The organism is Pseudomonas sp. NPDC087803 (genome assembly GCF_044742995.1).
In the GTDB taxonomy this organism is placed as follows: domain Bacteria; phylum Pseudomonadota; class Gammaproteobacteria; order Pseudomonadales; family Pseudomonadaceae; genus Aquipseudomonas.
This window is the reverse complement of sequence record NZ_JBIUVO010000001.1, coordinates 658,293-684,234: the sequence shown is the minus strand read 5'-3', so window position 1 is coordinate 684,234 and position 25,942 is coordinate 658,293. Positions and strand designations below refer to the sequence as shown.

General features: G+C 57.3%; 24 protein-coding genes. 17 read left to right on the top strand and 7 right to left on the bottom strand.

The annotated features are described in order from the left end of the window. Nucleotides 1-296: 296 nt before the first annotated feature. Together ACIOUG_RS02945 and ACIOUG_RS02940 are read right to left on the bottom strand one after the other, a co-directional pair. Nucleotides 297-800, bottom strand: a complete 504-nt coding sequence (locus ACIOUG_RS02945; protein ID WP_401062366.1) for a GNAT family N-acetyltransferase — start codon at nucleotides 798-800, stop codon at nucleotides 297-299. A 100-nt stretch (nucleotides 801-900) separates the two neighbouring features. Continuing rightward, nucleotides 901-2,865: a DNA topoisomerase III gene (locus ACIOUG_RS02940; RefSeq protein ID WP_401062364.1), complete on the bottom strand. Its 1,965-nt coding sequence runs from the start codon at nucleotides 2,863-2,865 to the stop codon at nucleotides 901-903. A 279-nt stretch (nucleotides 2,866-3,144) separates the two neighbouring features. Here ACIOUG_RS02940 and ACIOUG_RS02935 point away from each other — a divergent pair, with 279 nt between their 5' ends. Together ACIOUG_RS02935 and ACIOUG_RS02930 are read left to right on the top strand one after the other, a co-directional pair. After that, nucleotides 3,145-4,551, top strand: coding sequence for a serralysin family metalloprotease (locus ACIOUG_RS02935; RefSeq protein WP_401062362.1), 1,407 nt, complete (start codon nucleotides 3,145-3,147; stop codon nucleotides 4,549-4,551). A 280-nt stretch (nucleotides 4,552-4,831) separates the two neighbouring features. After that, nucleotides 4,832-5,200 carry a DUF427 domain-containing protein gene (locus ACIOUG_RS02930; protein ID WP_401062360.1) on the top strand — a complete coding sequence of 123 codons (369 nt, stop codon included), beginning with the start codon at nucleotides 4,832-4,834 and terminating at the stop codon, nucleotides 5,198-5,200. A gap of 159 nt (nucleotides 5,201-5,359) precedes the next feature. Here ACIOUG_RS02930 and ACIOUG_RS02925 read toward each other — a convergent pair whose 3' ends face one another. Then, nucleotides 5,360-6,982, bottom strand: a complete 1,623-nt coding sequence (locus ACIOUG_RS02925; RefSeq protein WP_401062358.1) for an MFS transporter — start codon at nucleotides 6,980-6,982, stop codon at nucleotides 5,360-5,362. A 268-nt stretch (nucleotides 6,983-7,250) separates the two neighbouring features. Beyond that, complete coding sequence (locus ACIOUG_RS02920) at nucleotides 7,251-8,897, bottom strand: GMC family oxidoreductase (protein WP_401062356.1); 1,647 nt, start codon at nucleotides 8,895-8,897, stop codon at nucleotides 7,251-7,253. Nucleotides 8,898-9,030: 133 nt separating this feature from the next. Here ACIOUG_RS02920 and ACIOUG_RS02915 point away from each other — a divergent pair, with 133 nt between their 5' ends. The 14 genes from ACIOUG_RS02915 to ACIOUG_RS02850 all read left to right on the top strand — a co-directional run bounded on the left by ACIOUG_RS02915 (nucleotide 9,031) and on the right by ACIOUG_RS02850 (nucleotide 20,233). Continuing rightward, the gene (locus ACIOUG_RS02915; protein ID WP_401062355.1) at nucleotides 9,031-9,915 is read left to right on the top strand and encodes a LysR family transcriptional regulator; all 885 of its coding nucleotides are present in this window, start codon (nucleotides 9,031-9,033) and stop codon (nucleotides 9,913-9,915) included. 207 nt (nucleotides 9,916-10,122) lie between these two features. Beyond that, a complete protein-coding gene (locus tag ACIOUG_RS02910; RefSeq protein WP_401062354.1) occupies nucleotides 10,123-10,962 on the top strand; it encodes an AraC family ligand binding domain-containing protein in 840 nt (279 codons plus the stop codon). Nucleotides 10,963-11,030: 68 nt separating this feature from the next. Next, nucleotides 11,031-11,609 (top strand): LysE family translocator, encoded by a 579-nt coding sequence (locus ACIOUG_RS02905; protein WP_262142598.1) that lies wholly within the window; start codon nucleotides 11,031-11,033, stop codon nucleotides 11,607-11,609. Between the two features lie 174 nt (nucleotides 11,610-11,783). Continuing rightward, on the top strand, nucleotides 11,784-12,332 hold the full coding sequence (locus tag ACIOUG_RS02900; protein WP_401062352.1) for a cytochrome b: 549 nt from the start codon (nucleotides 11,784-11,786) through the stop codon (nucleotides 12,330-12,332). A 189-nt stretch (nucleotides 12,333-12,521) separates the two neighbouring features. Continuing rightward, on the top strand, nucleotides 12,522-13,415 hold the full coding sequence (locus ACIOUG_RS02895) for a tetratricopeptide repeat protein (RefSeq protein WP_401062350.1): 894 nt from the start codon (nucleotides 12,522-12,524) through the stop codon (nucleotides 13,413-13,415). Between the two features lie 126 nt (nucleotides 13,416-13,541). Beyond that, complete coding sequence (locus tag ACIOUG_RS02890) at nucleotides 13,542-13,757, top strand: DUF4287 domain-containing protein (protein WP_401062349.1); 216 nt, start codon at nucleotides 13,542-13,544, stop codon at nucleotides 13,755-13,757. 13 nt (nucleotides 13,758-13,770) lie between these two features. Then, complete coding sequence (locus tag ACIOUG_RS02885; RefSeq protein ID WP_401062347.1) at nucleotides 13,771-14,250, top strand: GNAT family N-acetyltransferase; 480 nt, start codon at nucleotides 13,771-13,773, stop codon at nucleotides 14,248-14,250. A gap of 158 nt (nucleotides 14,251-14,408) precedes the next feature. Continuing rightward, nucleotides 14,409-14,930 (top strand): GNAT family N-acetyltransferase, encoded by a 522-nt coding sequence (locus ACIOUG_RS02880; RefSeq protein WP_401062345.1) that lies wholly within the window; start codon nucleotides 14,409-14,411, stop codon nucleotides 14,928-14,930. A gap of 578 nt (nucleotides 14,931-15,508) precedes the next feature. Beyond that, entirely contained in the window at nucleotides 15,509-15,871 is a 363-nt protein-coding gene (locus tag ACIOUG_RS02875) for a DUF6124 family protein (protein ID WP_401062343.1), read from the top strand. 140 nt (nucleotides 15,872-16,011) lie between these two features. Continuing rightward, nucleotides 16,012-17,553, top strand: a complete 1,542-nt coding sequence (locus ACIOUG_RS02870) for a T6SS phospholipase effector Tle1-like catalytic domain-containing protein (RefSeq protein WP_401062342.1) — start codon at nucleotides 16,012-16,014, stop codon at nucleotides 17,551-17,553. Further along, nucleotides 17,553-18,206, top strand: a complete 654-nt coding sequence (locus tag ACIOUG_RS02865; protein ID WP_401062340.1) for a DUF2931 family protein — start codon at nucleotides 17,553-17,555, stop codon at nucleotides 18,204-18,206. The genes ACIOUG_RS02870 and ACIOUG_RS02865 overlap by 1 nt, the downstream gene beginning before the upstream one ends. An 11-nt stretch (nucleotides 18,207-18,217) precedes the next feature. Beyond that, nucleotides 18,218-18,874, top strand: coding sequence for a DUF2931 family protein (locus ACIOUG_RS02860; RefSeq protein WP_401062338.1), 657 nt, complete (start codon nucleotides 18,218-18,220; stop codon nucleotides 18,872-18,874). An 11-nt stretch (nucleotides 18,875-18,885) separates the two neighbouring features. Beyond that, nucleotides 18,886-19,545 (top strand): DUF2931 family protein, encoded by a 660-nt coding sequence (locus ACIOUG_RS02855; RefSeq protein WP_401062337.1) that lies wholly within the window; start codon nucleotides 18,886-18,888, stop codon nucleotides 19,543-19,545. A 31-nt stretch (nucleotides 19,546-19,576) separates the two neighbouring features. After that, a complete protein-coding gene (locus ACIOUG_RS02850) occupies nucleotides 19,577-20,233 on the top strand; it encodes a DUF2931 family protein (protein ID WP_401062335.1) in 657 nt (218 codons plus the stop codon). A 143-nt stretch (nucleotides 20,234-20,376) separates the two neighbouring features. Here the strand turns inward: ACIOUG_RS02850 and ACIOUG_RS02845 are convergent, their stop codons facing one another. Both ACIOUG_RS02845 and ACIOUG_RS02840 read right to left on the bottom strand, forming a co-directional pair. Beyond that, nucleotides 20,377-20,853, bottom strand: a complete 477-nt coding sequence (locus ACIOUG_RS02845; protein ID WP_401062333.1) for a hypothetical protein — start codon at nucleotides 20,851-20,853, stop codon at nucleotides 20,377-20,379. Beyond that, a complete protein-coding gene (locus ACIOUG_RS02840; protein WP_401062332.1) occupies nucleotides 20,850-21,122 on the bottom strand; it encodes a hypothetical protein in 273 nt (90 codons plus the stop codon). Before ACIOUG_RS02840 ends, ACIOUG_RS02845 begins: the two co-directional genes overlap by 4 nt. A 298-nt stretch (nucleotides 21,123-21,420) precedes the next feature. Between ACIOUG_RS02840 and ACIOUG_RS02835 the strand changes: the two genes are divergently transcribed. Beyond that, nucleotides 21,421-24,264 (top strand): AAA family ATPase, encoded by a 2,844-nt coding sequence (locus tag ACIOUG_RS02835; RefSeq protein WP_401062330.1) that lies wholly within the window; start codon nucleotides 21,421-21,423, stop codon nucleotides 24,262-24,264. A 314-nt stretch (nucleotides 24,265-24,578) separates the two neighbouring features. Here the strand turns inward: ACIOUG_RS02835 and ACIOUG_RS02830 are convergent, their stop codons facing one another. Next, nucleotides 24,579-25,694: a hypothetical protein gene (locus ACIOUG_RS02830; RefSeq protein WP_401062328.1), complete on the bottom strand. Its 1,116-nt coding sequence runs from the start codon at nucleotides 25,692-25,694 to the stop codon at nucleotides 24,579-24,581. Nucleotides 25,695-25,942 lie beyond the last annotated feature (248 nt).

Sequence of the window (25,942 nt, the reverse complement as noted above, 5' to 3'; positions counted from 1 at the left end):
GACGACGTTTTCAGCGTCGACCACAAGCGTCTTGAGAATTTTCGCCAGCGCTTCTCGTCCTTGTACTGGACGTTCAGGCCAGGTCAGCTTCTTCAATCTGCCTTGTGGGCAGCGTGTATCCGGAAAAAACAACTCGGCGGTCAGACGAGCTTGCTCAAGCGTGTTACCGATGTTCCCGATCGGGGAACGTCTTCATCATGCAAAAGCAAAACGGTGCCGTCAACGGTTTTGTAGTGATTATTTTTGCTCACTACATATTGTCGGACAAAGCTGTTTTGGAATGAGAAAAGTTCCGTTCAGGCAACGGAGGCGGGGGCGTGCAGGACGTAAAAGGTGCAGGGGTAGCCGTCTACCGAGCGCTGCTGGCGAGTGAACTCGCCACCGCTCAAATGCGGAATCAGCCTGGCCCAGAAGCGTAGTGCAGGCAGGTTGGCGTCGATATGGAAAATCTGCCATTGACCGGGCAGCCGGCTCAAGAGGGCAGAGACGACAAACTGCGCGACGCCTTGGCCACGAAAGCGTCGGGCGAGGAAAAAGTAGCCGATGTTGTGTTCGGCGCCGTCGATGTGCGTGTCGTCATCCACGGTCACGAAACCGGCCAGTTCACCGTCGACGCGGATCAGGAACGGTTGGGTGGCCGGATTGCGCCAGTAATCGTCTTTTTGCTGAATGCTGAAGAAGCCGTGCTCATCGAGTTTGAGTGGTAGCCATTGGCTGAAGTCGTACATGTAGAACTGCATGAGGTTTTCGATGGTTTGCAGTTCGTCGCGGTGGGCGGGGTGCAGTTCGATGGTGGGCATCGCGCAATGCTCCTGAAGATTGTTGCTTCAGTATTGTCGACTCACACCTTGTGGTGAGGGGATTTATCCCCGATGGCTGCGAAGCAGCCCCAGCTTTTCCTTAAACCAGGGGACTGCTGCGCAGTCCATCGGGGATAAATCCCCTCGCCACAGTTGGCCCGGCAGTTTTACTGCGGGTCGATTTACGTTTTTTCTTCCATGGCGCCGCAGCCTTGCCGGCAGGCGGCGGGCCGCTGATGGTCAGGCTCAGCGCAGAACAGCGGGTAACCTGCTTGCTCATCCACGCCGCCTGCTTGGTGACGAACTCTTCCAGACTCATCTCGCCGCTCTGCACCATGTCCAGCGCCTGTTCCCAGATGGCCGTGGTGCCGGGGTCGGCAATCGCCCGGGGCACGGCGTCGATCAGGCTGAAGGCTGCCGCAGTTGCGGCCAGCGCCTTGCCGTTCTTCACCAGATAACCTCGATCCAGCAGACCCTGAATGATCGAGGCGCGGGTCGCTTCGGTGCCGATGCCGGTGGTGTCCTTGAGTTTCTGTTTGAGCAGCGGATCTTCCACCAGTTTGGCGACGTTCTTCATCGCCTTGATCAGATCGCCCTCAGTGTACGGCTTGGGCGGCTGGGTCCAGAGATCCTTGAGGTTCACGCCGGCCACGGCGCAATCGATACCCTGGCTGAGCGCCGGCAGGGTTTGCGGTGCCGGTGCTTCACGACCCTTGGCCGGCGCCAGCGCTTCGGGCAAGGCACGCTTCCAGCCCGGCTCGATGATCTGTTTGCCGACGGCGCGCAAGGCTTCACCGGCGCAATCGAAATCGGCTTGGGTGCGGTCGTATTCGTGGTTGGGCAGAAACTGCGCCAGGTAGCGGGCGCGAATCAGGGTATAGACCGCCCGGTGCTTGCCGCTCAAACGCTCGAGATTTTTTGCCGCTGCGGTGGGGATGATGCCGTGGTGGGCGCTGACCTTGGCGTCGTTCCACGCCCGTGAGCGGCGCTGTGGGTCAAGGTAGCCGTTGAGCGCTTCCAGGCTCGGGTCGGCCTGACGCAGTGCTGTGAGTATCCCTGGCGCTTCGCTGTGCTGGCTCAGTGGCAGGAATCCGCAATCGCTGCGCGGGTAGGTGATGACTTTGTAGGTTTCGTAGAGGGCCTGGGCGATGTCGAGGGTTTCCTGGGCGCCGAGACCGAGTTTCTTCGAACAGACTTCCTGCAGGGTACCGAGGTCGAACGGCAGTGGCGCCACTTCACGCATGCGCTCGGTGCGCAGCTTCACCACCCGCGCGCTGGCGGCACTGCTGATCGCAGCCGCGGCTTGTTGCGCCAGTGCCTGATTCAGGCAGCGGTCCTGATCGTCGCAAACGTCATTGGGCGCGCGCCATTGCGCGGTGAACGGCGTGCCGTCGTGCAGCAGTTGCACCTCGATCGCCCAATACGGCACCGGCACGAAATCGGCGATGCTGCGGTCGCGATCCACCACCAGCCGCAGTGTCGGCGTCTGCACCCGGCCGACGGGCAGCACACCCTGATAGCCGGACTGACGGCCCAATAACGTAAACAGGCGACTCATGTTCATGCCGATCAGCCAGTCGGCCCGCGAGCGTCCCAGTGCCGAGTGGTACAGGCTGAAGGTTTCCGCCCCCGGCTTCAGCGCGGCCAGGGCCTTGCGGATCGACGCCTCATCCAGCGCCGACAGCCACAGGCGACGGATCGGCCCGCGATAGCGACAGTGTTCGACCAGTTCCCGGGCGATCATCTCACCCTCACGGTCGGCGTCGGTGGCGATGATCAGCTCGCTGGCCTCGCCGAGCAGGCGCTTGACCGCTTTGTACTGGCTGGCGGTGCGCGGCTTCACAGTCATTTTCCACTTGTCGGGAATGATCGGCAGATCCGCCAGCACCCAGCGCTTGTAGCGCGCGTCGTAGGCATCCGGTGGCGCGGTTTCCAGCAGGTGGCCGATGCACCAGGTCACCGTGACGTCCGTCCCCAGCCAGCAGCCGTCGCCCCGACGCTTGGCGCCGAGCACGGCCGCAATGTCTTTGGCCTGGGAAGGTTTTTCACAGAGGTACAGCCGCATAACCACCGTCGTCGATCAGTTTACTGGAGGTGCACAGAATGGCTGCAGTTGGCGCCCGGAGCAACTTTTATCTGTATGGATATACAGATAAAAGCGTTGCCGGGAGTGACCGGTATTACCGGGACGTCGAGGACGGCTATCGAGAAATCGAATGGCGCCGTGCTTGCCGCGCATGGCAGGTTCGTCGGGCCTTTAAGAAACGCGAGTGACAGGACGATCTCGCCAGAAGATCGCCACGGTCCGAACGCACTGACTACTCTGAAACAAGGAAGTCCCATCATGGCTCAAGCCACCGCGAAAACCAGCAGCGCCTATGACCAAGTGAACGCCTTCAGCCACTTGTATGACCGTGGCGTCGGCCTGGTGAACGGCAAACCGTCGTTCACCGCCGACCAGGCAGCCGACGAAATCCTGCGCAAAAACCTGTCGTGGCACGACAAGAACGGTGACGGCAAAATCTCCCTGACCTACACCTTCCTCACCGAGAAACCGGCGAACTACAACCCCAACCTCGGCAACTTCAGCCAGTTCAGCGCGCAGCAAAAGGCTCAAGCCGTGCTAGCCATGCAATCCTGGGCCGACGTGGCCAAGGTGACTTTCACCGAAGGCAATGGCGGCGACGGCCACATGACTTTCGGCAACTACGACGTCAGCACCGGCGGCGCGGCGTTCGCCTACCTGCCGAGCGGCGGTAGCTACGATGGCCAGTCGTGGTACCTGATCAACAATCAATATCAGGTCAACAAGACCCCGGACACCAACAACTACGGGCGCCAGACCCTGACCCACGAAATCGGTCACACCCTCGGTCTGTCGCATCCGGGTGCCTACAACGCCGGTAATGGCAGTCCGACCTACAACGACGCCAAGTACGCCGAAGACACCCGTGGCTACAGCCTGATGAGCTACTGGAGCGAAGCCAATACCGATCAGAACTTCAGCAAGGACGGCAGCGGCGCCTATGCCTCCGCGCCGTTGCTGGACGACATCGTGGCGGTGCAGAAACTCTACGGCGCCAACTATGAAACGCGCGCCGGTGACACCACCTACGGTTTCGACTCCAACGCCGGGCGTGATTTCTACAGCGCCACGTCAGCGGCGTCGAAGCTGGTGTTCTCGGTGTGGGACGGTGGCGGCATTGACACCCTGAACTTCTCCGGCTTCACCCAGAACCAGAAGATCAACCTCAATGAAGGTTCGTTCTCCGACGTTGGCGGTCTGGTCGGTAACGTATCCATTGCCTATGGTGTGACCATCGAAAACGCTCGGGGTGGTTCAGGCAATGACCTGCTGATCGGCAATTCGGCGGTCAACATTCTGAATGGTGGTGCCGGCAACGACATTCTCTACGGTGGTGGCGGCGGTGATACGTTGTGGGGCGGTGAGGGTGCAGACACCTTTGTGTTCGGTGCGGCCAGTGACTCGACCAACAACCAGCCGGACTGGATCATGGATTTCAAAAGTGGCGTGGACAAGATCGACCTCTCGGGCATCGCTGCGTTTGCCACGGGTGCGGCTTCGCTGAATTTTGTCAGCAATTTCACCGGTCATGCAGGCGATGCGATTCTGACGTACTACGCGCAGAACGGTCAGACCGGGCTGCTGGTCGATCTGACGGGGCAGGGTGAGGTGGACTTTGCCGTAGGTGTGGTGGGGCAGGCGGTGGCGACTGATATTGTGGTTTGATGCCAGAAGAGCAGCCCTCACCCTAACCCTCTCCCGGAGGGAGAGGGGACCGATCGGGGGATGCTGAAAACGTGCACCGACCTGATAGCACTTCGCTGAATCCACAATCGATAAAGCACTTTCAGGTCGGTGTAGAACGAAAGACACCCCGGCAGGCTCCTTCTCCCTCCGGGAGAGGGCTGGGGTGAGGGGCCTTGGCCGTTCGGCTGCAAAATCACCCCGGCCTGAACCAATGGGCTATACCTGAACCGGTCTCTGCGCCGTATTCAGGAGAAACCCCATGAGCACCACCGGCCTCAACCCCGTCATCACCCTCGAAGAACTCCCCGGTTGCCTGTTGGTGAAATTCCATGGCATCCAGGTCGCGGCGTCCTCGCATGTGCTGGTCCTCCATGAGGCCAACTACCCGCCGGTGTATTACGTCCCGCGCGAGGACATTGACGAGAAATACTTCGCCCGCACCGACCACACCAGTTATTGCCCGTACAAGGGCGATGCCAATTACTTCAGCCTGCAAGTGCCGGGGCATGAGGGGGCGAACGCGGTGTGGACGTACGAGAAGCCGAAAATCTCGGTGGAGCAGATCAAGAACTATGTGGCGTTTTATCCCGATCAGGTGAAGTTTGAAGTGATCAAGGCTGGGGCTTAGTTCCTGGATGAAGAGATTTAATTGTGGCGAGGGGATTTATCCCCGATGGACTACGTAGTAGTCCCATTTTTCACGGGGGGGGCGCTGCGCACCCCATCGGGGATAAATCCCCTCGCCACAGGTTTTTTTCACCAAAGGATCATGTGTGCAGGTTCAGATTCAGTTCTTGTCCAGATCGATATTCTTCGTCTCACGCAAACAAATCATCCCCACCACCAGACTCACCCCGGTGATCAGCACCGGGTACCACAACCCATAGAAAATATCCCCGGTGTACACCACCAGCGCGAACGACACGGTGGGCAGGAATCCACCAAACCAGCCGTTGCCGATGTGATACGGCAGGGACATCGAGGTGTAGCGGATGCGGGTCGGGAACAGTTCGACCATCAGCGCTGCCAGCGGGCCGTAGCACATGGCCGAGATGATGATCAGCGCGACGATCAGCGCCACGATCATCGGTTTGTTGATCTGTTGCAGGTCAGCCTGTTGCGGGTAGCCGGCGAGGGTGACCGCGCCGCGCAGGGCGGATTCGTCGTAGCCGTCGATCTTCACGTCACCGACGCTGACCTGCACGCCGCTGCCGGCCGGGGCGGCGGCGCTGGAGTAGGGCAGGCCTTGCTTGACCAGGAAGGTCTTGACCTTGTCGCACGGGCTGTCGAATTTGGCCTTGCCCACCGGGTCGAACTGGAAGGTGCAGGTGGCCGGATCGGCCAGCACGGTGATCGGCGCCTGACGGCTGGCTTGATCGATTGCCGGGTTGGCGTAGTGCGCCAGGGATTTGAAAATCGGGAAGTACAGCGCCGTCGCCAGCAGCAGGCCGAGCATCAGCACCGGTTTGCGTCCGACCTTGTCCGAGAGCCAGCCGAAAATGATGAAGAACGGCGCACCGATCACCACGCTGATGATCAGCAGAGTGTTGGCCACTGCCGGGTCCATTTTCAGGAACTGCGTGAGGAAGAACAGCACGTAGAATTGCGCGGCGTAGAAGGTCACCGCTTGCCCGGCGTTGATGCTGAACAGCGCGATCAGCACCACTTTGAGGTTTTCCCATTTGCCGAAGGATTCGCGGATCGGTGCTTTCGATGCCTTGCCTTCCTCCTTCATTTTCAGATACGCCGGCGACTCGTGCAGGCTCAGGCGGATCCAGGTGGAAATGCCCAGCAGCACGATAGACAGCAGGAACGGAATGCGCCAGCCCCAGATTTCAAACTGATCGCCCGTGAAGTAACGGCACCCCAACACCACCAGCAGCGACAGCAGCAGGCCGAGGGTCGCGGTGGATTGAATCCAGCTGGTGTGGAAACCGCGTTTGCCGATCGGCGCGTGTTCCGCCACGTAGGTTGCGGCGCCGCCGTACTCACCGCCCAGCGCCAGGCCCTGGAGCATGCGCAGCACCACCAGAATGATCGGCGCGGCGATGCCGATGCTGGTGTAGGTTGGCAACAGGCCGACGCAGAACGTGGCGATACCCATCAGGATGATGGTCGCGAGAAAGGTGTATTTGCGCCCGATCATGTCCCCCAACCGACCGAACACCAGCGCCCCGAACGGCCGCACGATAAACCCGGCGGCGAAGGCCATCAGCGCGAAGATGAACGCGGTGGTGTCGTTGACTCCAGCGAAAAACTGCTTGCTGATCACCGCCGCGAGGGCGCCGTAGAGGAAAAAGTCATACCACTCGAACACCGTCCCCAGAGACGAGGCGAAGATGACTTTCTGCGTGGCATTGCTGGTGCCGGCGCCGCTCGCGGCGTCCAGCGGCTGAGCGTGTTCTGACATATCGGTATCCCTCACAGTGATTGTTTTTGTTGTTCCACTGGTGTTGCGTGTCCGGTTGAGTCTTGAATTGACGCAGTTCCTGTAGGAGTGAGCCTGCTCGCGATGGCGGTGTATCAGCCAACGCAGATGTCGCATGTTATTCCGTCATCGCGAGCAGGCTCACTCCCACAGAGAACGATCATGTAGGAGCTGCCGCAGGCTGCGATCTTTTGATCCTGCTTTTGGTCTGAAAAAGCCAAAGGCAAAAGATCGCAGCCTGCGGCAGCTTCTACAGGGTTTGGGCCAGTTCAGGGGTTGCTGTGCAGGTCCTTGTCGATGGATTGAGGATCAACTGCGCCGCCTTCTCGGCAATCATCAGCGTAGGCGAACAAGTGTTGCCCGAGGTGATGCGCGGCATGATCGACGCGTCGGCGATACGCAGGCCGGGCACGCCATGCACGCGCAGTTGCGCATCGACCACCGCGTCAGCGTCATTGCCCATGCGGCAGGTACCGACCGGATGGAAAATCGTCGTGCCGATGCGCGCCGCCGCTTCGTGCAGTTGCTCCTCGCTTTGCAGGCTGTCGCCGGGCAGGTACTCCACCGGGTTGAACGCTTGCAGGGCCGGGGCGCTGACGATGCGGCGGGTCAGGCGGATCGCGTCGGCAGCCACGCGCAAATCTTCGGGATGGCTGAGGTAATTCGGTTGAATCAGCGGCGCCTGCTGTGGATCCGCCGAACGGATGTCGATGCGGCCACGGCTCTGCGGACGCAGGTCGCACACCGACGCGGTGAATGCAGGGAAGCTGTGCAGCGGCTCACCAAAACGCTCCAGCGACAGCGGCTGCACGTGGTATTCGAGGTTGGCGGAGGTCTGTTCCGGCCCGGAGCGGGCAAACGCCCCGAGTTGACTCGGCGCCATCGACAGCGGCCCGCTGCGGTCATACAGATAACGCAGGCCCATGCCCATCTTGCCCCACACGCTGCCGGCGATCTGATTCAGGGTGCGGGCGTTTTGCAGTTTGTAGATCAGGCGCAGTTGCAGGTGATCCTGCAGGTTGCCGCCGACCCCCGGCAACTCATGAATCACCCCGATGCCAAGGCGTTCCAGCAACGGGCGCGGGCCGATACCCGAGCGCTGCAGAATGCTCGGCGAACCGACGGCGCCAGCACAGAGGATGATCTCCTTGCGCGCCTTGAAGCTTTTCGTGTCCCCTTCGTGACGCGCGCTGACCTTCGACGCGCGGCCGTTTTCCAGCAGCACCCGATCCACCTCGACCCCGGTCAATATGGTCAGATTGGCGCGGTCGCGAACCGGTTTGAGAAAAGCCTTGGCCGCGTTCCAGCGCACCCCGGCCTTCTGGTTGACCTGAAAGTAGCCGCAACCCTCATTGTCGCCCTGATTGAAGTCGTCGATGCTGGCGATGCCGCTCTGCTCGGCGGCGCTGCGAAATGCGTCGAGAATCGGCCATGACAGGCGCTGTTGCTCGACCCGCCATTCACCCTTGGCGCCGTGAAATTCAGCGGCGCCGGCGAAGTGGTTTTCGCTTTTTTTAAATAGTGGCAGCACGTCGTTCCAGGCCCAGCCCGGATTGCCCTCGGCCGCCCAGCCGTCATAGTCGCCAGCCTGGCCGCGCATGTAGATCATGCCGTTGATCGAAGAGCAGCCACCGAGCACTTTGCCGCGTGGGTAGCTCAGGCTGCGGCCTTGCAGGCCGGGTTGCGCTTCGGTCTTGAAGCACCAGTCGGTGCGCGGGTTGCCGATGCAGAACAGGTAACCCACGGGGATGTGAATCCATGCGTAGTTGTCGCGTCCGCCGGCTTCGAGCAGCAACACCCGCTGCTGTTTATCCGCCGACAGCCGATTGGCCAGCAGGCACCCGGCAGGGCCGGCGCCGACCACGATGTAGTCGTATTCTTCAAGGGAAGTCTGCATTCCCTGACCTCGCTTTTTGTTTTTATTGTCGGACACTCTAGTTGTTAGCTTTCGTTAAAAGAATGTTAGTTTTTGCGCAGCCGCTGTGCGTTTTCAAACAGCCTGGAATGACGATAGCTGACAAGGACACCCCATGTTCGACTGGAACGACCTGCGGTTCTTTCTGGAGTTGCAACGCAGCGGTCGCCTGCTCACTGCTGCTCGGCGCTTGAACACCACTCACGCCACGGTGGCCCGGCACATCGAGGCCATCGAAAAGAGCCTCGGCACCGCGCTGTTCGTCCAGCACGCCCAAGGCTACGAGATGACGCCGGCAGGCGAGGCGCTGCTCAAGCACGCCGAAGCCATGGAAAACGTCGCGCTGCTGGCGCAGGAAGAAATCACCCAGTCCACCGCGCCGCTGGGCAAGATCCGCGTCGGCGTCACCGAAGGGCTGGGCATCAAGTTTCTTGCCAGCCGCATGATTGGCCTGTTCGAGCGCTATCCGGGGCTGGAAGTGGAACTGGTCGCCGTGCCGCGCTTCGTCAGCATCCTCAACCGCGAGGCGGAAATCAGCATTCATCTGGAGCGCCCGGCGGCCGACATGCTGGTCACGCGCAAGCTCACCGACTATCGGTTGGCGCTCTACGCCAGCCAACGCTACCTCGACAACGCACCACCGTTGCGCAGCCGCGAAGATCTCGGTCGGCATGCGTGGATCGGTTATGTCGATGATCTGCTGTTCAGTCAGGAGCTGATGTTCCTCAACAGCTTCTGCCGCAGCCCGCGCGTGGTGTTCTATAGCACCAGCGTCATCGCCCAGCAGGAAGCGGCGCGCTCGGGATTGGGCATTGCCGTGCTGCCTTGCTACATGGCCGCATCCGACCCGGATCTGCTGCCGTTGTTGCCGGATGAAAGCATCGAGCGCAGCTACTGGATCAGCACCCGGCGCGAGTTGCACAAGTCGGTGCGGCTGCGGGTGGTCTGGGATTATGTCGTCGGCCTCTGCGAGTCGGAGCAGGGCCTGTTACGCGGATAGTCCCACCCCACAAAAATCCCCCTGTGGGAGCGGGCTTGCTCGCGAAAGCGGTATGTCTGTGACATAGGTATCGACTGACACTACGCCTTCGCGAGCAAGCCCGCTCCCACCGGGGGTAACTGGTCGCTCAACAACTTTGCACAAACCTTCTAGCCTCAACCCGCCATTTGTGGATTACTGGCCCCAGCCCATCACCGTATTCAAACCATGAGCAACTGGATCGACCTTGCCCGCGACCGGGAAACCGGCATCGAAACCCTGCACGCGCATTTCGCCGGGCACGCGCACGCCTACGATCCGCACTGGCATGAAACGTATTTGATCGGCTTCACCGAGCAAGGCGTGCAGCGCTTCAACAGCCGTCGGGCGCGGCATGACAGCACACCGGGCAAGGTTTTCATGCTGGAACCCGGCGACATCCATGACGGTGATGCGCCCAGCCCGGACGGCTTCACCTATCGCATGCTGTACCTGCAACCGGCGTGGCTGGAGCAGGCGCTGGACGGTTTGCATCTGGGCAGTTATGGCAGCGGCTTGCCGGGGATCGGCAGTGTGCTCAACGATGATCCCGAACTGGCCCGGGCCACCTTGTTTGCGTTCAATGCGCTGCATCAGCAGGACGTGCGCATGGTGCGCGACGTGGCGCTGGACGCCTTGCTCGAACGACTGGCGATTCATCTGTATCGCCGACCACAACCGAGCGCTGCCAACCGCGCGCCCTTGATCGCCCGCCAGGCCCGTGACTACCTGATGGCCTATCACGAGCAAGACATCAGCCTGCAAACCCTGGCCGAGGTCTGCGGCACCGACCGCTTTCGCCTGACCCGCGCGTTCAAGGCAGCCTACGGTCTGGCGCCGCACGCGTGGCTGATCCAGCTGCGTCTGAGCCGTGGTCGGCAGATGCTCGCCGCCGGCATGCAGCCAGTGGAAGTCGCCGGCCGACTCGGATTCGCCGATCAAAGCCATCTCGGCCGCTGGTTCGTGCGTGCCTACGGCATCACGCCGGGCGCCTATCAGCAACGCGCCATTGGCACGTTTCGACGCTGAACAAACCTTCAAGACCACCACGCTGCTCAACCATCACAGTAGGCCCTGACTTTCTACAGGGCCGTGCCATGCTTGCGTTCATCCTCTTTGCCTTCGTTGCCTCGATCACCCCGGGGCCGACCAACCTGATTGTCCTCAGCACCAGCGCCCGACGCGGCTGGCGTCCGTGTCTGCCGATCATTCTCGGCGCGGGGGCGGGCGCTGCGTCATTGGTTTGGGTGGCCGGCGCTGGCGCCAGTACGCTGATGCTGCCCGGTGTGCGCCCGCTGATCAGTGCACTGGGAATGTGCTGGATGCTGTGGCTGGCGTGGCAGATCTTCAATGCTCCCGTGACCGCCATCGACCCCGAAGCGGGGGAAGCAAGATCTGAACTGGGTTTGATCGGCGCAGCCTTCTTGCAGTGGGTGAACCCCAAATCGTGGTTTATGGCGATTGCCGTGATCAGCGTGTTTACCGCGCAAGGGCAGGGGCTGAATGCGCTGTGCCTGGCGTTCTTTCTGGTGTCGTTGCCGTGCCTGGGTGTCTGGGCGTTGTTGGGGCGTGGGGCGGCGCGCTGGCTGAGTAACCCGGCGCAGTTGCAGTGGCTGAACCGGATTCTGGCTGTGTTGCTGGTGGTCTCATCCGCCGCTGCGTTGCTGCACCACTGAGGCAATGGTTGAGTGATATATCAGAGGCTTTTTTTTCACAAAATTTGCAGGTGAAGTGCGGATAATGAACGGGCAATCTGCTGGGGGTCTTGAGGCTGCGAGGGCAGGGTGGTGCAATCGGTTCGCCCTGCAATTGCGTTGAGACCGTCGCTCACGACAATCACGAGGCACGTTATGACTCGCGACACCGCCGTCACCCGTTATGGAAAACTCTCAATCACCCTGCACTGGCTGATGCTGGCACTGTTCGTCGGCGTCTATGCCTGTGTCGAAATCAAGGGCTTCATGCCCAAGGGCAGCGAAGCGCGCGGCCTGTTGATGGGGTTCCACGGCCTGTTCGGCACGAGCATCTTCGTCCTGGTCTGGGTGCGCCTGCTCGGCCGCCTGACCCCGCGTCCGCCGATCACTCCGAAGCCGCCAGCCTGGCAGACCGGCATCTCGCACCTGATGCACCTGGCGCTGTACGTGCTGATGATCGCCACGCCGATCCTCGCCTGGCTGATGCTCGCTGCCGCCGACAAACCGTTTCCGTACTTCGGCTTCCACGTCCCGGCACCGGTGGCGATCGACTCGGACTTCGCCAAACAGCTCAAGTACTGGCATGAAACGCTGGGCAGCACCGGCTACTGGCTGATCGGTTTGCACGCGGCGGCGGGGCTGTTTCACCACTATTGGGTGCGGGATAACACGCTGCTGCGGATGTTGCCGGGCCGCACGGAATAACCTTGATCCCCCCTGTAGGAGTGAGCCTGCTCGCGATGGCGGTAGACCAGTCGCATGGGTATTGACTGAATAGACGCCATCGCGAGCAGGCTCGCTCCCACAGGTTTTTATTGTGTGTTCGAGTGCTCGGGCTTCAGGTTTTGCGCCGGCCTGCCGATGAAATCTCCACGATTTCAACGGATGCCGTTCATGAACAAGGTTGTTGCTCTACTGGCGCTCACCGCCCTCATCACAGGCTGCAAATCCCTTGACCATCTTCAAGTTGCGGATCAGGAATTTCCCTCTTTCCGTTGCGCCAACTACTTCAAACAAGCGTCGATGAGTGAACAGCAGGTCGCTGAAATTCGCTATCTCAGTACCCAGAACGCCAATTGCAAAGTGATTCTCGGCGAGATGTACGAACAGGGCCGTGGCGTGCCGCAGGACATCGACAAGGCCAAGGATATCTATGAGTCGGTGGCCCGAAGAGCGCCGAATGTCTATAGCCGACTTGGCGACATGGCTGCTGCGGGTGTCGGCGGGCCGGTGGATCTGGTGGCGGCACGGGATTTTTATCAGCGTTCCATCGCCGAACCCGGCAATACCGAAATGGAACTCAAAGTTGCCGATTTCCTGGAAAACGGCAGAGGTGGCCCGCAGGATCTTCAAGCTGCACTGAAGCTCTACTTCAAAGCCAACGCCTGGGACAACCTCCAACGCCTGCGCGCCAAAGGCGTGGCAATGACGACCGAGCAACAACAGCAGTACAACAAGATTTACGTCCGTCAGGTGCAGTCCGGCGTCAGAGAGGAGATGCAAGAGATCGAGGAACGTCTGGCGCAAGAAAAACTGGCGACCCCCGAGCGCAAACCAGTGCTCCTGGAGCTGATGTACACCCCCGGCTCGTTAGTGCCAGTGATCTCGCTGCAGCAAAGCTCTGGCAGCAGCGTGATCGACCAAAAGGTCTTGCAAGGCTTTAGCGATTACCGATTTCCCGGTGATCCGATTTTGCCGCCAGAGCAGAAGAATCACGCGACCATCGCCAGCGTCAGAACAGACGGGCTGACCGAGAGGGAACGACTCAGAGCGCTATCAAGAAAATAAGTGCTGCGGCGTATCCCGAACTGCCTATGTGGGCCACTTGCCGGAACAGCGTCTCGCGTCCACTCTATGGGCATGCCGACATGGAGCGTCGCCGACCCTCCGTCGTGACCCAAGGGAGCTTGCAGCATGAGCGAAGACAACAAGGTAAAAGGCCCGGCGTCGTACTTCCCCTCCATCGAAAAGAAGTACGGCCAGCCCATCGATCACTGGCTGAACCTGCTCGCCGGCATCACCGACAAAAAACACATGGAGCTGGTGGCGTGGCTCAAGGATGAACACGGCATCGGCCACGGCCATGCCAACGCGCTGGTGGCGCACCATTTGGCCGCAGGCAAACAGTGAGGGCAGGGCAGCGATGAACTTCACCCACCGGCCAGTGACGGCCGAAGACGTCAAAACCCTGTGCGGCTTTCCGCAGGGCGTTCAAGAGTTGTACTTCATGTTCCCGAAAGCGCAGTACCCGCTGACGGAAGAACAAATGCACACCGCGATCAGCCAACGCTTCGACTCCACGGCTTTTCTGGCCAACGGCGAATTCGTCGGTTTCGCCAACTTCTACCGGGCCGAGCACGACGGCGTCTGCTGCATCGGCAACGTCATCGTCGCGCCGTACGCCCGTGGCCAGGGTGTCGCTCGCTACATTGTCGAAACCATGACTGCGGTCGGCTTTGAAAAGTATCAGGCCAGCGAAGTGCAGCTTTCGTGCTTCAACGAAAACACCGCCGGCCTGCTGCTCTACCCGAAACTCGGCTTTACCCCGTTCTCCATCGAAGAGCGCGCGGCACCGGGTGGCAGACGCGTGGCGCTGATCAACATGACACGCCACCGACAATAGCCATCCCCCAATCCTTGTGGGAGCCGGGCTTGCCCGCGATGGCGCCAGCCCGGCCAGACGCGCTCCCAAGTCTTGCGCAGAACCTGTGGGAGCTAGCCTGCTAGCGAAGACGCCAGTCCAGCCGCCCCATGACCCGCTGAATCACCAAGGTTTTGACCATGCCAGGCACCACCGCACGCTTGATCTACCGACGCCCAAAGCCAGCAGACCTGCCCACCGTTTTCAGCATTTTCAGCGACCCACAAACCAACCTGTTCAACCCCGCCGGCCCCATGACCGACGTCACACAAGCCGAAGCACTGCTGGATCGCTGGCTGCAACACTGGGAAACCCACGGCTACGGATGGTGGGCAATCAGCAGCGCACAAGCCCCTGAGCACGTCCTCGGATTCGCCGGCATCGCCGCCCATGACTACCTGGGCAAACAGGTCATCAACCTCGGCTATCGCTTCGCCGTCCAAGCGTGGGGCCATGGCTATGCGACAGAGGCCGCACAAACCGCGCTGACCCACGCCTTCGACCATCTCGGCTTGCCCGAGGTATTCGGCCTGGTCAGGCCTGACCACACCGCCTCAATCCGCGTCCTGGAAAAGATCGGCATGCGCCGCTTCGGCGAACTGGACGATGTCCCCGGCAAAGCCCCCAGCCTGGTATTCCGAATCCAGCGAGATGCCCGCTGATTCGAACCGCATCTCCCCTTGTAGGAGTGAGCCCGCTCGCGATGACGCCAGTCCAGCCCCCCACCAATCTCAACCCATCCAAAAATCCCTGCGGGGGGCTAGCCTGCCATTGATGGCGTCCACCCAACCAACACCAATCCCAACCCCACCACAAATCCCCTGTGGGAGCGGGCTTGCTCGCGAAGACATTCGCCCAATCACCCCATCAACCACTGACCGAAATAAACAGAAAAATCACCCCCCGTTTAAACGAAGCCTCCCGTAACCACCCGAGCCCTACAACGCCTTGCGTCATCGCCTACGAGTACGCCAGAATCCGCCGGCTTGTGCGTCTAGAGCGCGGGTTCTATCGTCTGTCGGTCACTGAAAAACAGTGATCGGGTTTGGTAGCCCGCCATAACTAGTCGCATTGCGCACCGTTCGCAGACCTCATCAGGTCGCTGCTCAATGGTGGCCATGCGCAGGACACCTTCGGGTGTGCCGGGTCCTAGTTACCGGTCTACCAACCCGCGTGTGGCCGCCACCCTTCGTTTGGTAGCGAAGGTGAAGGCTCCTCTTCAATAACTAGGAGTTTCACCATGATCAAACCAACACCCAACCCGCCAGAAACCGACCTCGCATCCCCCTACGAATCCCTCGATTCCAAAAAACTCCACGAAGCCGCCGAACGCGCCCTCGATCACTACCTCACCCCGGCCAGCCAAATCATGGCCAGCTCCCAAAAACCCGAACCCATGTACCTCGCCAACCCGAAGTGCGACACCGAATCCCTTCTCGCCAACGCCAGCGAAACCCTCGGCTCCGCCAGCGAAATGCTCAACAACTTCGCCGCCACGCTCGACACCTCCCACCGCAAAACCGCACTGGGCATCGCCCAAGTCGTCATGCTCGGCGAACTCGCCGTAAACCAGGCCCTCGACAACGTCGAACTCGCCCACTGACCGCCCCGACGCGACGAGGCCGAACCCTCGTCGCACCCGCCTGTCTCAATCGGGCTGGCACTGGGCCACGCCTTGCGCCCCCAAGCCTCGGCTGTCACCCTTCGGCCCGTTCTTCAAGGATCAGAACAAGGAATCAAGGATTGAGTGGCTACGTTCCCAACCCCCCGAAAAACCACCGCTACGAAGAAGCCAAACCCGTCGACATCCACGCCCAGCGTTGGGCGGAATATGAGAAACACGGGAAAGAACCTGCGCGCGAGCCTGAGAAAATCGGCATCGCGTTGAGGATTGGGGTTTTCTTTGATGGTACTGGCAACAATGCGAACAACACGGCGGCAGGGTTGCTGTGTGGTGCGCAGCATCCGATTGCGCCGCAGGATATTCCTGCGAGTTGCATGCCTTACATGAGTGATCCCGATAGCAGTTACGGCAACGATGTAAGCAACGTGAAAAAGCTGAGCGAATTGTATGAGGCGCCGCGACGCGCTGAGGGGGAGGGGCCACGAAAGAAAGCTTCCGGTATGGTCTACGTCGAAGGCATAGGCACCCGTTCAGGTGAAGAGGACAGTAAATTCGGCGCCGGTACAGGACGTGGCGAAACCGGTGTTGCCGGGCGCGTCCAATCTTCTTTCGCGTTGATCGAACAGCGTATCACTGAGGTATTGGATAAAAATCCCGATAGTGAAATTACTTCGTTGACCTTCGACACTTTTGGCTTCAGTCGCGGTGCGGCAGCCGCCAGACATTTCGCCAATGAAATCGTGCGTGGCAAACAAGGTCCTTTGGGCGAGATTCTCCGCAGTAAGTCCGATGCCTTCAGTTCGACCTTTGTCGATCAATACAACAGCGACATCAACATGGGCTTCATTGGGTTGTTCGACACTGTACCGTCGATTGCTGGATGGTCCAATTTAGGCAACATCAAAAGTGCAGTCGCAACGGGGATCAAACTCTACCTCGACCGACGTTATTTCACCGACGTTGTGCAGTTGGCTGCGCGGGACGAATGCAGGGCTAACTTTGCTCTCAATCGAGTAGCGATGGATCATCCGGAAATTGTCTTGCCAGGAGTGCATTCTGATGTGGGCGGGGGGTACCTCGAGGAGGCTGAAGAATGCGTGCTCGTTAGCCCAATGCAAACGCTCGAAGTGGGTAACTACGCGGATGTCACTACCACATCGATCTATCAGGATGCGGTCAATGTGAGAAATCAGTGGTTAGCCAACGGCTGGCCTTCCGAAATGCTGGAAATAGTTACTCCAGCTCCATTACTGATGCCGATCAGTCCTCAGGATCGACTGAGTCCTCGAGTCAAACGAGTCTATGCCGCCGTTCAACTCAAACGTCCGGTGAGTGGATTACTGTCGAGAGTGAGCCTGCGCGTGATGCATCAACTCGCCAAAGCTAAAGGCGTTCGCTTCGAAGATATTCCCGAGACGCCTGGCTTCTTCGTTCCTGAAGAACTCCAGCCTATGTGCGATCGTTTCGTCTCCGGCGACTACCGCACCACCCCCGAGGAGGAGCAAATGCTCAAACTCAAGTACATTCACACATCTGCCAACTGGAATCATCCGCTTGGCAGGAGAGATGGAAGTGGCCTCAGAGCTGTTTACATTAACGCCCCCACGGAAGATGCAATCCGGGTAAAACACCCTCACGTACCTGACTGGACGCTTTGGTAATGAAGCTTTTTGCAGCCCTGCTGTGCACGCTTTTTGTGGCCGGTTGTAATGCCGATCCGCTTTCAGCAAAGGACGACCCTAAATCTCCATGGTGGGAACTCGGTTTTACCGAACCTAATTACATGAAGGTCTGGGTTGAAGACAGCGCTGTGGAAGACATAAAGGGCAAGACGTTTCTACGCACTGGCGGTGGAACCGCATCGGGCGGCCAGCCTGAAGACGGCACAGAGTCGGCCCGAGGTTGGGACGGAGTGGGTGCATCCGCTAAAGCAGTAGTAGGCGCTGATCTCCCAAAACGAATTTTTGTTCGCTGGCAGTCCATCGTGGAGCCTCAGACCTATCGCGCATGGGTGGACATACCCGAAGAAGCCAGACAATTGATGCTGACCTCGGTCAATCAGCGCTGTGCGAAAACCCCAGACCAAAAAGCCACCTATATATCTTCGGTCTATTTGGGATTGGCTCCTGGAGGCGTCGTACAAGTATGGGTTAGAGACTCCTGCCACCATCCAATCAAAGTGGCTAAAGCCCAAGCTGAAATCGAACCGCTAGGACCAAGCCAAGGTAAAACTCAAGGGCGGTACGCTTATCCTGTCAGTGAAAAGTCCAAGCGGTACATCGAAAAATTCGGTATCCCTTACGGTAGCTGGTAAGCGCTGAGCCAATGAAGCTATGCATTGTGGCGGTATGCGTGTTGTTACTGAGCGGCTGCCAGTCTGCCTATCCTCCATCCGGAAAAAACGACCCGAAATCCGATTCATGGGAGCTTGCGTTCACCGAACCCTATTACATGAAAGTTTGGGTTGAAGACAGTGCCGTCGAAGACATAAACGGCAAGCTATTCACGCGCACGGGAGGAGGCACAGCCGCTGGTGGTGAACCAGAGAATGGCAAAGAGTCCGCGCGCGGTTGGCATGCGGTGGGCGCGGCTGCGAAACCAGTGATTGGCGCTGACTTGCCCAAACGCATTTACGTGCGCTGGCAATCCATCGTCGAGCCGCAGACCTATAAGGTTTGGGTAGATGTGCCTGAAGAGGCGAGGCAACTGATGGTGCAATCGGTCAGTCAGCGCTGCCCGGAATCACCGGAGGAACAGGCCAGCTACAGCGCATCTATTTATCTGGGATTGGCTCCAGGGGGCGTTGTACAAGTTTTTGTTCGGGACGAGTGCCATCGCCCTGTCAAAGTCGCCAGAGCGCAGGCAGAGGTCGAACCGCTGGGGCCTAGCCAAGGAAAGAACCAAGGGCGCTATGCGTATCCCGTCAGCGAAAAGTCTAGGCGGTATATCGATAAATTCGGCATCCCGTACGGGAGTTGGTAATCCTTAAGCCAATGAAACAACTCATAACGATACTTTGCGTTTTACTGATCTCAGGGTGCCAAGAAACTGATCCACTCTCAGCCAAAAATGACCCGAAGTCCGAATGGTGGGAGCTGGCGTTTACTGAGCCGGACTATATGAAGGTCTGGGTTGAAAACAGTTCTGTTCAAGACGTTAACAACCGGATTTTCTACAAAACCGGCGGCGGCACCGCTGCCGGGGGAGAGCCTGAAGATGGCACAGAGTCAGCCCGGGGGTGGGCAGGCGGAGTTGGCGGCAGCGGGAGGAGGGTGATAGGAGCAGACCTGCCCGTTCGAATCTGGGTCCGTTGGCAATCAATCGTCGAACAGAAAACCTGGCAAGCATGGGTAGATATTCCGGAAGAGGCCAGGCAGTTGATGGTGACGTCCGTCAATCAGCGCTGCCCGCGAACTCCTGATCGGCAGGCAAGATTCATGGCATCGGTTTATCTCGGCCTGGCTCCCGGCGGTGTCGTGCAGGTTTGGGTAAGAGACTCATGTCATCAACCAGTTAAGGTCGCGCGAGCACAGGCGGAAATTGAGCCACTGGGGCCGAGCCAAGGTAAGAACGAAGGGCGGTACGCCTATCCTGTGAGTGAAAAGGCTAAGCGGTATATCGACAAGTACGGCATTCCATATGGAAGTTGGTAGTCGTGACAAATACTTGAATGGATCATTTGTAATGAAAGCAACGATTGCACTGCTGGGCGCTTTATTGTTGTCCGGCTGCCAAAGCAGTGGCCCAGAAGCAGGCGAAAATGACCCTAAATATCCATGGTGGGAATTAGTATTCGTTCAGCCGAATTACATGAAGGTATGGGTAGAGGACAGCTCCGTCCAAGACATCAATAACAGAGTCTTCTTTAGAGCTGGCAAGAGCACTGCAGCCAGCGGAGAGCCCGATATCAGCACGGAATCTGCTCGTGGTTGGGGATCCGTGTCGGGGAGCGGGAGACCTGTAACGGGCGCCGATCTTCCAAAACTGATCTTTGTCCGCTGGCAATCCATAACAGAGCAAAAAACCTACAAAGGCTTCATCGAAATTCCGGAAGAGGGCAGGCAACTGATGGTGAAGTCAACACACCAGCGCTGCCCGGAAACACCGGAGAAAACTGCTCGCTTTATGGCGTCACTTTACGTGGGGCTCGCTCCGGGCGGCGTGCTCAAAACATGGGTTAGAGATTCATGTCGAAATCCGGTTGAGATTTCTCGCGGTCAAGGAGAGATAGAGCCTCTGGGACCGGGACAAGGGAAGCACGGTGGTCGTTACGCCTATCCGGTAAGTGAGAAGGCTAAGCGGTATGTCGAAAAGTACGGCATTCCGTATGGGAGTTGGTAGGCGACACTTCTCTTGCCTGTCTTTAAATGACGTTGTCTTGAGTAAGTCATTTTTTTGACAGCTGCCGCGTCCATGCTGAGCTCAACGAAGGTTCGCTTTCGGCTAAAAGCAGCCGTTCACTGGCTTCATGAAAGATGCACTGATCAAACTGTTACCCATATCGGCTTCTCAACTCTCTGCACTCTTCCGTCGGACCATTCAAGTTTGATAAGGTGTTTTGACTTAGTGCTCATTCCAATAACAGCAATGAGCTCGACAGCTTGATGAGTATCGGAAAATTGCAATGGGAATTTCTCATTGACTTCACGCTCTGAAATAATTTCATTTCCTTCAGGAAACTCAATTGATACATCCTGCGCAGGTGCTTTACCTTTATTCCAGATTTTCAGGCGATACTTATTATTTCCCAGCTTCAAAATAGAGGCGCCGAGCTCAGCCTGTTTTTCCAGTTCAACGCCAGAGGCTTCTCTGTTTGCCAATAGCTGATTAAGCTTTTCTTGAGTATTAATTAATTTTTGCTGGCGATTGTTAAACTGAACAGTCTTAAAGGTCGCATAGATTGAGAAGAACAATGCGAGCCCCGCGATCACATCGCCGGATTCAATAACAAAATTAATCATTTGATTTTTATATTCTTATTGCCCTTGAACGCATCCTGCAAAGCCTTTCTCATCTGCCTGGCAATATCTTTTTCTACGTCAGACTTCATCTCCTCTAGATTTTCCTGAATGTTTTCACTGTTCTCGCGCAAAAGGTCATCACGCTCAATAACTCTTCCGCATTGGACGCACTTCACCTCTGTATCTTCACCTGTCTCAGATTCAAAAGATGCACCTCCACAAGTTGGGCATTGCAATGCAATAGTCCGCGAATGCTTATCAAGATTCATAATTAACCTCAACAGTTTGAATAAAAGCAAGATGATTGTCATGCATGCTGTATGAGATAAAGAGTAGTCCAAGCTCAAAAAAAAGCATTTCCTGCTTTAACAGTCCGTCCCACTCATACCGCAAAAAGACCACCAGCCCCATACCGTTTCAGGCCTCATACCGGCTTTTGGCTCGAAACGGCTGTTTGTGAGAGGCTGCTTTCGAGCTCAACAATAACAAAGCCTCGACCGTGGCTCCGCGATAATGGTTTTCTGATTTCAACCCAGCTACGCTCGTGCATATCAGGGAGGAAGCGCGATGAGCCAGTACCTTTTGAGTTTTGCAAGGCAGAATCTTGAAGGGCGCAGTGACGCTTACCTCGTGCTGCTCTGGTGCATGTACCAAGCGAACCAAAGCAAGGGCCGCTATACCGACCACATCAAAACGCACATCGCAGCGGCAGCTGATCAGTTGCTGGGGCGCAACTATCAGCGAATCGCTGCACGCTTCAAAAAGGTGCTGGACAGTAAGCCGGAATTGGATCGAATTCCGCCGTCCGGGCTCGGTACGTTGGACTATCTTCGCGTAAAAAACTTCCGAGGCTTCGGAGAATTTGGCCCTGACGACACAGGCACCTTCATTCGCTTCAGCAAGCTGAAGAACATCTTCTACGCACCCAATGGCGGCGGCAAATCATCGCTGTGCGAAGCGTTGGAAATTGGCACCACTGGCGATATCAAAGAAGCGGCCAGGCGCAAGACTAAGCTCAATAAGTACATCGCCCGGGGAGAGGTGAAGCCCAGGCTCATGTTGATGGGAACAGACAAGTTGCCAGTCAAGCGAAGCATCAGCTGGTCGGGCTGTTTCATTGATCGGAACCGTCTTCAAGAGTTTTCGTTGCTGGGCTCGAAGGATACAGGCAGTGCCGAGAGTGATGTCTTGGCCACCTTATTTGGTTTGGAGGAACTCCAAGAGGTTATTTCTCGGTTCGTCCGGCCTGAAAGCTTCTCGCTCCAGGCCTTCATGCGTGCTGATCAAGCCGAGGCACTCGACACCCTGGAACGTGCCCGGGTAAGCCTGAGCCAGCTGCGGCGTAATCGTAGAGCAGACCTTCATGCATCGATTTCCGAGAGTTGTAGGTTGTTGGGGCTGAGGGCCGACCAAGACTTCGATGTGCGCCGAAAGGTCTTGCGGCTCCGCGACATGATTGAAATGCATATTCGTGGCTCTGAGCGCCTGCGCGCCGCCAAGGCTCCGTTCGCTATACCGCTAAAGCAGGTCAGGCGTATCTGTGCCATCTCTCAGCGCTTGCTCCACCGCAGAGCCGATATCGAGAAGGTGTTTCTGCAGAGAGCCAGCGAGGTCAATTATCGCGCCGTGTATGAGGCATTAGTGGCCATAGAACAGTTGCAGGTCGGGGAAACTTGTCCAGCATGCCTGACGCCCCTCGACCAGGTGGTGATGAACCCGTTTGAGAGGGCGCGAGAGCAGATTAAGACATTGGGTGCACTGGAGTCCCTCAAGCAATCCAGACAGAGAAATGACGCCCGGATCGCGCTCTGGGCTTCACGAATCGCGACCGGAATCGGTGAGGTGAAAGGCAATGAACAAGCCGATGCTCCCTGTCCACTGAACATGGACGAATTGGAAGTGGAGCTTGCAAAGTTCCATGCCGCTACCGATCGCTCGGAAGTGGCGCCATCCGTTCTCGACGCGTTTCTGAAGCTCTGCGCGCGGAGTGCAGATCAGCTCGAGGACTACTTGCGCACCTGTGAGCGCAGGCGTGGGGAGGTTGGCCAGGCAGACGCCCAGGCAGCCCGCCTTGAAGAGAGGGTGACGCAGCTGAAAGAAATTTACGAGTTGCTGAAGTTGCAGTTTGACAGAAAAAAACTGGCAATAAGCGAGTTCAAGGTCGCCAATGGCCAGATGGCAGACCTGATAAAGCAAAAAGCGGCATTGCTTAACGATGCAGTCGACAATAGCCACTTCAACCGGTTGCTCAAGGATCTGGAAGCTGAGTACCGAACGCTCTACCGCGACTTGCTGGATTACAAGCTTGAACTGGAGAAAGCGCGAATCACGGGGATCGAAGCCAAGGCTGCTGAGTACTACCGCGCAATCAACAACCACGACGAAGACCATGAGCAGATCGCGTCGTTGACCTTCGACCGACTGGCGGATAGCTATCGGATGAAGATCACCAGTTTGGACGGATCATTCCTTGATGCGTTTGCGGTGCTCAGCGAAGGGCATCTGCGAGCGCTGGGTTTATCCATCCTTTTGGCGATGGCTGAGAAAAATAACTTCCCGCTCATCGTATTCGATGACGTCGTCAATGCTATCGACACCGATCACCGATCGAACATCATTGACCTTTTCTTCAGCGATGCCTACCTGCGTCGGATCCAAATGGTCGTCACCACCCATGATCGTCTTTTCTGGGAGCGTTTCTGTATTATTGCCCAGCGTCATGCTGAGCAGGTTCAATACACTAGTAATGTTCTCAGCTATACGAACAAAGGCATTCTAGTTATTGATCACGTAGGCAGCTTCCAGGAAAAAATTCTTTCCGCGCTTTCGGTATTCGATGTGCGTCAAGCGCTGCTCTACTGTCGTATCTGGTTCGAATCTATGGTGCTTGAGTTCTGCATAGAAAATGAAGTCAAAGTAACCGCGCACTTTAATAAGTCGCAGCTCAAGAAGAGCATGTACCTGCAGATCAGCCTGGAGCACACCTTTTCGCTGGTGGAACCGTACATTGACTATGACCTGTCATACTTCAATTTCATCAAGAATGACCTAGTCAACTGGAGTGGCCAGAACCAGGAGCATCATGCCTTCGACGAGGGCAGCCTGAATTTCGTACACTCAAAGACAAGTAGTGAGGTTGTCAAAATCTACGACGCCATCCGCTATTTGGAGTGCCAGCTATTTGCAGCTAAGAAGAGAGAATCGGGTGTGAAATGTCTTGCCGAGCTAAACGATGATATTGCATGGAGGCGGCACAAGTTTTCAAGGCTCGACAAGGCGCCAGAAGAGGTGCAGAAAGAGCACCTGAGGGCCTTGAACGCTATAGAAAAGCGTGCGGTGGAGCTCGACCAAGAGCTTCAGTTCATAGAACGGTGTCTCGCCAGCGTCGCTCAGCGCGAGCGAGCTAAATAACTGCCATAACCTCTGTTCGGATTGGAGCAAATCCGGCTGCTTTGGGCCTGTATTCAGAGAAGACTCAACGACGGCTTGGGTCGAGAGCAGTCTTCTATAAGCGTCTGCTTTTGGCCGGAAGCTGACAGTCGAGATCAGCAGATAACGGCCAAAAGCAGACTATTCCACAGTGTGTGAGCTGGCCTCCGTTAAGGCTGGAGGTGTCCACGAAACTAGGGCGTTCAATATCGCTGGTATGTAGTTCCCAACTAAGCATCGCAGCATCAACAAGTACTCGACAATCTCGGTACTTTACCAAGCCCACGAGTACTTTATTAGGCCGGTGTGCTCTTTTCGGGCTTGCTAGGCTTGCCTGGGACTTCCAGCTTTTTGATCAGCTCCATAAGAATTTCATGGGTGTTGATCGGGTAAGAATCACTGCTGACATTCGAGAAGTCTCTGCCGCCAAATATCCTTGAGGCGATGTCCGCTTTAATCTTGTGCCGCTCAACCTCCGGAAGGGATGCGAGGAACGGCGAGACAGCTTTCATGTCGAGTGAGTTTTGCAGGTGCTGATATTGTTGCAATCGGTGCTTCGCTGACTCTCTAGCTAGATACGCTGCTGGCACAGACAGCAGGAAAACCAAGCTGAAACGGCTCAAAAATCTCTGCCATTCAAAGTTATTACCAATGGTGGACTCCACTGCGGCAGCGAGAAGCAACACGATCAGGCCCATGCACGCTAACGCGCCCCATCGCATCCAATCCGCCATAAGCTTTTCGTCGCTGGCACTCTTCTCGTAGTCGCCAGCAATTGCGCGACCGGAGACATGCCCTAGAATCTCGTCAATCTCCGACTTTTTGCCGTCAATATCCTGAACGGCAACGGCATAAACCTCAGCTATTTTTTGGATCTCCTCGCTGGCATCAGCCTCCAACTGCTTTATTCGGATCTCCAGCTCAGCGATACGTATTTCGTTCTCGTTAAGTTGCTTATTCGTTCGCTCGTTGTGTTTTTTGTATTCATCATTCCGAGCATTCAGCCTATCCACCTCCACTTGGTAAAGGTGTTCCCGCTCGGATCTTCCCTCTATACCGTACTCACTGAAAAGGCCCCGCGCCCATGATGACTGTTCTAAAGCTTTCCGCAGTACCACGCACTCTTGCTCTAGATTAACGCCAGCCTGATGAAATTTTGGGCCTAGGCGTTGCGCTGTTAAGGCAAAAAGCAATCCATCATTTGCTATTGAGTTTACAGACAGCCGTGACTGCTCGCGCGCCCCGGTCGCTAAGGAGTTCTCGAAGCTATGGAAGTTTGCCGATAGCTGTTCAATGAGGGCGCGTATTTCAACAGTGACGTCGGCATGTTGTAGGTTCTGGGATAGCTGTTCATACGCAGCCTTTACTTGCCGAACAATAACTCTAATCCCCTCAATGTTTTCCGTGTTCATCCTTTAATTACCTTAGCGTATCGAAGTGCCGTGGATTTTGCGTGGCCAAAAGCTACTACACTGTGGGATTTATAGCTAGAAGGGCAGTATCTATCCTAACCGTATTGAGCTTACGCGCCACATAGGTCTGCCGCTTTCAGCAGCCTGAATCACCCAAGACTCGTAGACTCCTAGAGGAACTGGCGTTGGTCGGAATTGGTCTTTTGGTGAAAGTCTGCTTCTGGCCGAAAGCAGCCCCATCCGTAACT